The organism is Methyloceanibacter sp., from assembly GCF_050999895.1.
Classification (GTDB): Bacteria; Pseudomonadota; Alphaproteobacteria; order Rhizobiales; family Methyloligellaceae; genus Methyloceanibacter.
In genome coordinates this window covers 1-6,758 of record NZ_JBPCOU010000084.1, presented here as the reverse complement: position 1 = coordinate 6,758, position 6,758 = coordinate 1, and the positions used below count along the sequence as shown (strand labels likewise).

Below are 6,758 nucleotides of genomic sequence, written 5' to 3'. Positions count from 1 at the left end.
GCAAACACAGGCACGACATAAGAGAACTAAACGCTGGTTGGAACAGAAATTCCAGCCCAAAAAGGCTCCCGCCGCGGAAGGCGAAACGCCTTGTGCGACAGGTTTAGGAAAGTGGTGCGGTCGAGAGGAATCGAACCTCCACGAGCTAAGCTCACAGCGACCTCAACGCTGCGCGTCTACCATTTCCGCCACGACCGCAAGGAAATCCGGGGCGTCCGAGCCTCGGATGTGGCTATAGGAGATCCCACCGGCAAGCGCGAGCGGGGGCCTGCTGCCCTTAGCAAACCTATCCCTGTGGTGCAAGGTTGGCCTAGGATAGGTCCCGTGTGCCCATGCTGAACAATGGCCGCAAGCCCCCCGTCCCTCTCCCCCGGCTCAGTGAGGTCGACTGGAGGGTCGATATCGAGGCCATTCCTTACGAAGCGGCGCTGCAAGCGATGCAGGCCCACGTCGAGGCGATGACAGTAGGCAGAGCACCCGAACGCGTTTGGCTGCTCGGGCACCCATCCCTCTATACAGGCGGCACCAGCGCCGATCCGGCCGAGCTCCTCGACCCTCACCGCTTTCCTGTCTATCGCAGCGGGCGCGGCGGCCGCTTCACCTATCACGGCCCCGGACAGCGCGTGGCCTATGTCATGCTCGATCTCAACAAACGCGGCCGCGACGTGCGCGCCTTCGTCTCCTCGCTTCAAGACTGGCTGATCGCGGCGCTCGCCCAGCTCGGCGTCGCAGGCGAACGGCATGACGATCAGATCGGCGTCTTTGTCGACGATGCCAAGATCGCCAGCGTCGGCATCCGCGTGCGCCGCTGGGTGACGTTTCACGGCGTCAGCCTCAACGTCGATCCAGACTTGGAGCACTTCTCCGGCATCGTCCCTTGCGGGCTGAACACACCGGTGACGAGCCTCGCCGCCCTTGGCGGCACGACCGAGACGGATCAGGTGGATGCCGCGCTACGCGCAGCATTCGACGAAGTGTTCGCGCGCGACGACTCTTAATGCGTCGGAAGCACCCTGAATCCGTGAGCCATGGCACCGCCCTCTTCGGTGACCACGACCTCATCGACCTTGGCCTCCGGCGGACCGTCGGCGCAGCGTGTCAGCATCGCCGCCACGACATTCGGAGGACCGGAGAAGGCAGCCTCGACAGAGCCGTCACGGCGATTCCGTACCCAGCCGTCAAGGCCGAGCGAACGCGCGGTCTGCTCGGTCCAGGCACGGAAAAACACGCCCTGCACGCGGCCTTCGATACGCACCGTCACTGTCCGGCGCTCTTGCTCTCGTTCGCTTGCCATGCCCGTTCGCAAGGGGCTCCTCAGGCAAATTCGAGGATCACCGCATCGACATTGAGACTGTCGCCGGGCTTGGCGACGATCTTCTTCACCTTTCCGTCGCGCTCGGCCTTCAGCACATTCTCCATTTTCATGGCCTCGACGACACAGAGCGCATCGCCCGCGGCCACCTCGTCGCCCTCGCTGACATTGAGCGACATGACAAGACCAGGCATGGGACAGAGCAGATATTTCGAAGTGTCGGCCGCTTCCTTCACCGGCATGAGCGCCATGAGGTCGGCTTCCTGCTCGGTAAAGACGCGGGCCTCGACCTCGACGCCCTTATAAACGAGCGCGAAGCCGTTCACGATCGGGCGCACCTGCACGGCCGCCTGCGTGCCGTCGATCGTTCCTTCCCACACCGGGCTGCCGAACCACCAGCCGGAGGCAAGGTTCACCTGCCGCTCAGCTTCGCCGTTCTCCGCGCCGGCGATCGTAACCGTGGTCTGCCCGCCAGGGCCGCCTTCCACCTTGACCCGCTCGCGCACGCCGCCCAGCTCGACAATGCGCAGCTCGGCGAAGCGCACCGCCTCTCCATGCATCTGCTGGGTGATGAGACGGCGGCGCTGATTGCTGAGATGGTCGATGCTGGCGGCAATGGCGATAAGGACGTCGCGCACCTCGCCGGTCGGCACCGGCGGCTTGAACCCTTCCGGAAACTCCTCGGCGATGAATTTGGTGGTGAGCCGCCCCTCGCGCCAGCGCTTGTTCCGCATGAGCACGGCGAGGAAAGGAATGTTGTGGCGAAACCCGTCAATGGCAAACGAGTCGAGCGCCCGGCCCATCTGCTGGATGGCCTCCAGCCGTTTCGGTGCGTGGGTGACGAGCTTGGCGATCATCGGGTCGTAATAGACCGAGATCTCACCGCCTTCTTCAACGCCGGTGTCGAGCCGCGTCGTGACGCCATCGACGACGCCTTCCCTCGGCGGCCGATAGCGCACGAGCCGGCCTGTCGAGGGGAGGAAGTTCCGTGCGGGATCCTCGGCATAGATGCGCGCCTCGATGGCGGAGCCCTTCAGCGCCACATCCTTCTGCTTCAGCGTCAGCTTTTCTCCGGCCGCGATCTTGATCATCTGCTCGACGAGATCGACGCCCGTGACGAGCTCGGTCACAGGATGCTCGACTTGAAGCCTCGTGTTCATCTCCAAAAAATAGAAGTTGCGGTCCTTGTCGACGATGAACTCGACCGTGCCGGCGGAATCGTAGCCGACGGCCTTCGACAGCGAGACCGCCTGCGATCCCATCGCCTCGCGCGTCTTGGCGTCGAGAAACGGGCTTGGCGCCTCCTCAATCACCTTCTGATTGCGGCGCTGAATCGAGCATTCGCGCTCGCCAAGATGGATGACGTTGCCGTGCTTGTCGCCGAGCACCTGGATCTCGATAGGGCGCGGCCCCTCCACATATTTCTCGATGAAGATGCGGTCGTCGCCGAAGCTCGACTTCGCTTCCGACTTTGAGGAGTTGAAGCCGTCCTCCACTTCCTTGCGGCTATAGGCGATGCGCATGCCCTTGCCGCCGCCGCCCGCCGATGCCTTGATCATCACGGGATAGCCGATCTCGTCGGCGACCTTGATCGCCTCCTTGCCATCCTTGATCACGCCGAGATGGCCGGGAACGGTGGAGACCTTCGCCTTGGCGGCAAGCTTCTTCGACTCGATCTTGTCGCCCATCGCCTCGATGGCGCGGATGTTCGGACCGATAAAGATGATGCCGGCCTTCTCCAGCGCGCGTGCAAAGCCGGCGTTCTCGGACAGGAAGCCATAGCCGGGATGAATGGCCTCGGCGCCGGTTTCCTTGGCGGCGGCGATGATCTTATGCATATCTAGATAGGACTGCGCAGCGGGCGCCGGCCCGATGCAGATCGCCTCATCGGCCATGTCCACATGCAGCGCGTCGCGATCCGCATCAGAATAGACCGCGACGGTGGCGATCCCGAGCCGCTTCGCACTCTTGATGATGCGGCAGGCAATTTCGCCGCGGTTGGCGATCAAAATCTTCGCAAACATGTCCCCGCCCCCAATTCCGGCTTGGGCTTTCTAAAGGCTTGTTCGGAGAGAGTAAACCGGCGTAGGGCCAGCCTGGACTACTCCGCCGCCGAAGGAAAGCGCCTTCGCTTCGGCGGCCGCTTTGCGGCCCTTTGGGTGCGGTTTTTGGCTCCCTTGGCAGCGCTCGCCGCGGAGCTGAATGCCTCAGCCTCAGGCGAAGGATAGCCTTCCGCTTTGGGTGCCATACGAGCCCCCATATCGGCCTCGTCCTCGGCCGGGGCGACCCCCTGTCTCGGTTCCGGCAAGCCCGCTTGGGCCTCAATCTGAGGCTCTAGGGGCCCGAGCAGTGCAGCTTCGAGAGCGATCTCATCCGGCACGCCCGCACTATTCTCGCGCACGCGCTGCCGATCCCTGGCGATATAGGTGTAGACCGCAGGCGTGACGAACAGGGTGAAGAGCGTGCCGATCGTCATGCCGGCGGCAATCACCACACCGATATTGAAACGGCTCGCGGCACCCGCGCCGCCCACGATCAGAAGCGGCACCATGGCGACAACGGTCGCGGCCGTGGTCATGAGAATGGGACGCAGCCGGATCGCGGCGGCCTCTTCGATCGCCTCCCGCCGTCCGTAGTTCTGCTCTTCCTGCAGCTTGTTGGCGAAGTCGACCATCAGAATGCCGTGCTTCGACATCAGCCCAATCAGCGTCACGAGCCCGATCTGGGTGTAGATGTTGATTGTCGCGAGCCCCGCGTTGAGCGGCAGCAGCGCGCCAAAGATCGAGGTCGGCAGCGCAATCAAGATGATGAGCGGATCGCGGAAGCTCTCATATTGCGCCGCAAGCACGAGAAAGATCACGACCAGCGCAAAGATGAACGTGTAGACGAGCGTATTGCCCTCCTGCACGAACTGCCGGCTTTCGCCCTGGAAGTCGTAAGAAAACCCTTCGGGAAAATCGTTGGCGGCCTTCTGCTTCAGAAACTCGACGGCTTCGCCCACGGTCCGCCCCGGAAAAGGCACCGCGGTGAGTGTCGCGGAATTAAGCTGCTGAAAATTGGTCAGCGAATTCGGCTGCACCGTCTGCGACACGGTCGCCACATTCGACAGCGGGACGAGCGTGCCGGAGCTGGTGCGGATTTGGTAGCGCGTCAGCCAGCTCGCATCGGCGCGGAACTCGCGCGGCACTTGCGGTATCACCTGATACGAGCGGCCATAGAGGTCGAAAAGGTTGATGTAATTGCCACCGAGCAGCGTCGCGAGCGAGTTGCCCACATCGGCCATGGTGATGCCGAGGCGGTTGGCCTTCGCGTTGTCGATATGGAACTCGATCTGCGGCGTCTCGAACCGCAGATCTGAATCCGAAAAGATAAACAGGCCGCTGTCGCGCGCCGACTTCTCGACATCGGCAAGCACGTCGGCGAGCTGGCGGAAGTCCCGCGTCGTGGTGATGACGAACTGCACCGGCGGACCGCCCGTCGATCCCGGCAAGGCCGGCGGCGAGAAGGAGATCGCCTGCGCCGTCGCGATGCCGGCGATCTTCGGCTGGAGCTCCTGCAACACCTGCTTCTGATTGCGCTCGCGTTCGTCCCATGGCTTCAGCAACAAGCCGGCGAAACCCTGATGCACGTTGCCCATGCCGTTGATGGCGAAGACGTGATCTTTCTCCGGCACGGCCGCGAAGGCCCGATTGAGCTGCGCCGTGGCATCCTCGAGGTAATCGAGATTGGCGTATTGCGGAGTCTTCACGAGGGTGAACAGAATCCCCTGATCCTCTTCGGGCGCCAACTCACGCTGCGTGGTCATATACATGAGGCCGCTGGCGGCAATCACGCCCACGAGCACGAGGATCGTCACCGGGCGGAAGTTCATCGTCCGGTGCAGTCGGCGCTGATAGCGATTTTTGAGGCCCTCAAAGCGGCGGTCGAGCCAGCCTGTGAACCCGCTGGCCTGCTCGCCTTTATGCGGCTTCAGCAGCAGCGAACACATCATCGGCGAGAGCGTAATGGCGATGATGCCTGACACGATCACGGCGCCGGCAAGCGTGAGCGCAAATTCCCGGAACAACGTACCGGTCAACCCGGATACGAAGGCAATCGGCGCGAACACGGCGGCGAGCGTGACCGTCATGCCGATGACGGGGAACAGGATCTCACGCGCCCCGATGATCGCCGCCTCGAACGGCCGCTTCCCCTCCTCGATATGCCGATAGATGTTCTCCACCACGACGATGGCGTCGTCGACCACGAGCCCGATGGCGAGCACGAGCGCAAGCAGCGTCATGAGATTGATGGAGAAGCCAAGCCCGTACAGAATTGCGAGCACGCCGACAAGAGAAAGCGGAATGGTAACGATGGGAATGATCGTCGAGCGTAAATTGCCGAGAAACAGGAAGATGACCACGATGACAATGAGCGCCGCTTCGCCCAAGGTCTTCACCACCTCCCAGATCGAGGCGCGGATGAAATTGGTCGCGTCGTAGGCGACGGCCGCTTCCAGGCCGGGCGGCAGTTCACTTTGGATCTGCGGAACGGCCTTACGCACGTCGGTAATCACGGTGAGCGGGTTCGCGCTCGGTGTCGAATAAACGCCGATAAACACCGCCTTCAGCCCGTCGAACACCGAGGATGAGTCGGCATTCTGCGGACCGAGCTCGATATCCGCCACGTCCGCAAGCCGGATTAGGGCGTCACCCTTGTGGATGACCACCAGCTCGCCAAACGCCTCCGGGCTCTTCAGCGACGTCTTGGCGTCGATATTCGTCTCTACGAAGTCGCCCTTCACCTGGCCCGGCGCCGAAGTGAAATTGTTGGCGGCAAGAGCGGCGCGAACGTCGAGTGGTGTCACGCCGAGCGACGCCATGCGGTCGGGATCGAGCCAGATGCGCATAGCGAAGACCTGGCCGCCGAGAATCTCGGCATTGGCCACGCCATTGATGGTCTGCAGCTTCGGCTGTACCACGCGGGTGATATAGTCGCTAATCTGCGATGAGTTCATCACCTTCGAATTGAAGGAGAGATACATCAGGGCATAGCCCTCGCCCGTCTGCTTGGTGACGACGGAATCGTTCGCTTCGCGCGGCAGAATGCCTTTGACCTGCGCGAGCTTGGAAAGCACGTCCGTCATCGCGCGGTCGGGGTCGGCGTCGAGCTTTAGGTTCAGCGTGACCGTGCTCGCATTCTGATTGGAGGACGCGACCAGCGTATCGATGCCCTCGGTGCTCGCCACCGCCTGCTGGATCGGGATCGTGATGAAGCCCTGCATCAATTCGGCGTTGGCGCCGGGATAGGTCGTCGTGATCTCGATCGTGGTGTTGGTGAGCTTCGGATATTGCCGGATCGGGAGCGAGAAAAAGGCCTGGATGCCGAGCAGCAGGATGAGCAGGCTCAACACCGTCGCGAGGACGGGGCGCCTGATGAAGATATCGGTGAAGGCGCGGCGCGCGCC

At 62.6% G+C, this 6,758-nt stretch carries 4 protein-coding genes and 1 tRNA gene; 1 reads left to right on the top strand and 4 read right to left on the bottom strand.

The window, feature by feature from the left end:
• Positions 1-112 precede the first annotated feature (112 nt).
• A tRNA-Leu gene (locus ACR2J1_RS09640) sits at positions 113-198 on the bottom strand.
• 134 nt (positions 199-332) lie between these two features.
• Here ACR2J1_RS09640 and lipB point away from each other — a divergent pair.
• Positions 333-998, top strand: coding sequence for a lipoyl(octanoyl) transferase LipB (gene lipB, locus ACR2J1_RS09635; protein ID WP_434019111.1), 666 nt, complete (start codon positions 333-335; stop codon positions 996-998).
• Here the strand turns inward: lipB and ACR2J1_RS09630 are convergent.
• The 3 genes from ACR2J1_RS09630 to ACR2J1_RS09620 form a co-directional block, all read right to left on the bottom strand.
• A complete protein-coding gene (locus ACR2J1_RS09630; RefSeq protein ID WP_434019110.1) occupies positions 995-1,294 on the bottom strand; it encodes an acylphosphatase in 300 nt (99 codons plus the stop codon). The two genes, lipB and ACR2J1_RS09630, sit on opposite strands and share 4 nt — an antisense overlap.
• Positions 1,295-1,314: 20 nt before the next feature.
• The gene (locus ACR2J1_RS09625; protein ID WP_434019109.1) at positions 1,315-3,336 is read right to left on the bottom strand and encodes an acetyl-CoA carboxylase biotin carboxylase subunit; all 2,022 of its coding nucleotides are present in this window, start codon (positions 3,334-3,336) and stop codon (positions 1,315-1,317) included.
• Between the two features lie 77 nt (positions 3,337-3,413).
• A partial coding sequence (locus ACR2J1_RS09620) for a multidrug efflux RND transporter permease subunit (RefSeq protein WP_434019108.1) occupies positions 3,414-6,758 on the bottom strand: 3,345 nt, incomplete at its 5' end.

Bases quoted from the DNA above. Each gene is read 5' to 3' on its own strand.
- lipB (WP_434019111.1), top strand. From the start codon at position 333: ATGCTGAACAATGGCCGCAAGCCCCCCGTCCCTCTCCCCCGGCTCAGT.
- ACR2J1_RS09630 (WP_434019110.1), bottom strand. From the start codon at position 1,294: ATGGCAAGCGAACGAGAGCAAGAGCGCCGGACAGTGACGGTGCGTATC.
- ACR2J1_RS09625 (WP_434019109.1), bottom strand. From the start codon at position 3,336: ATGTTTGCGAAGATTTTGATCGCCAACCGCGGCGAAATTGCCTGCCGC.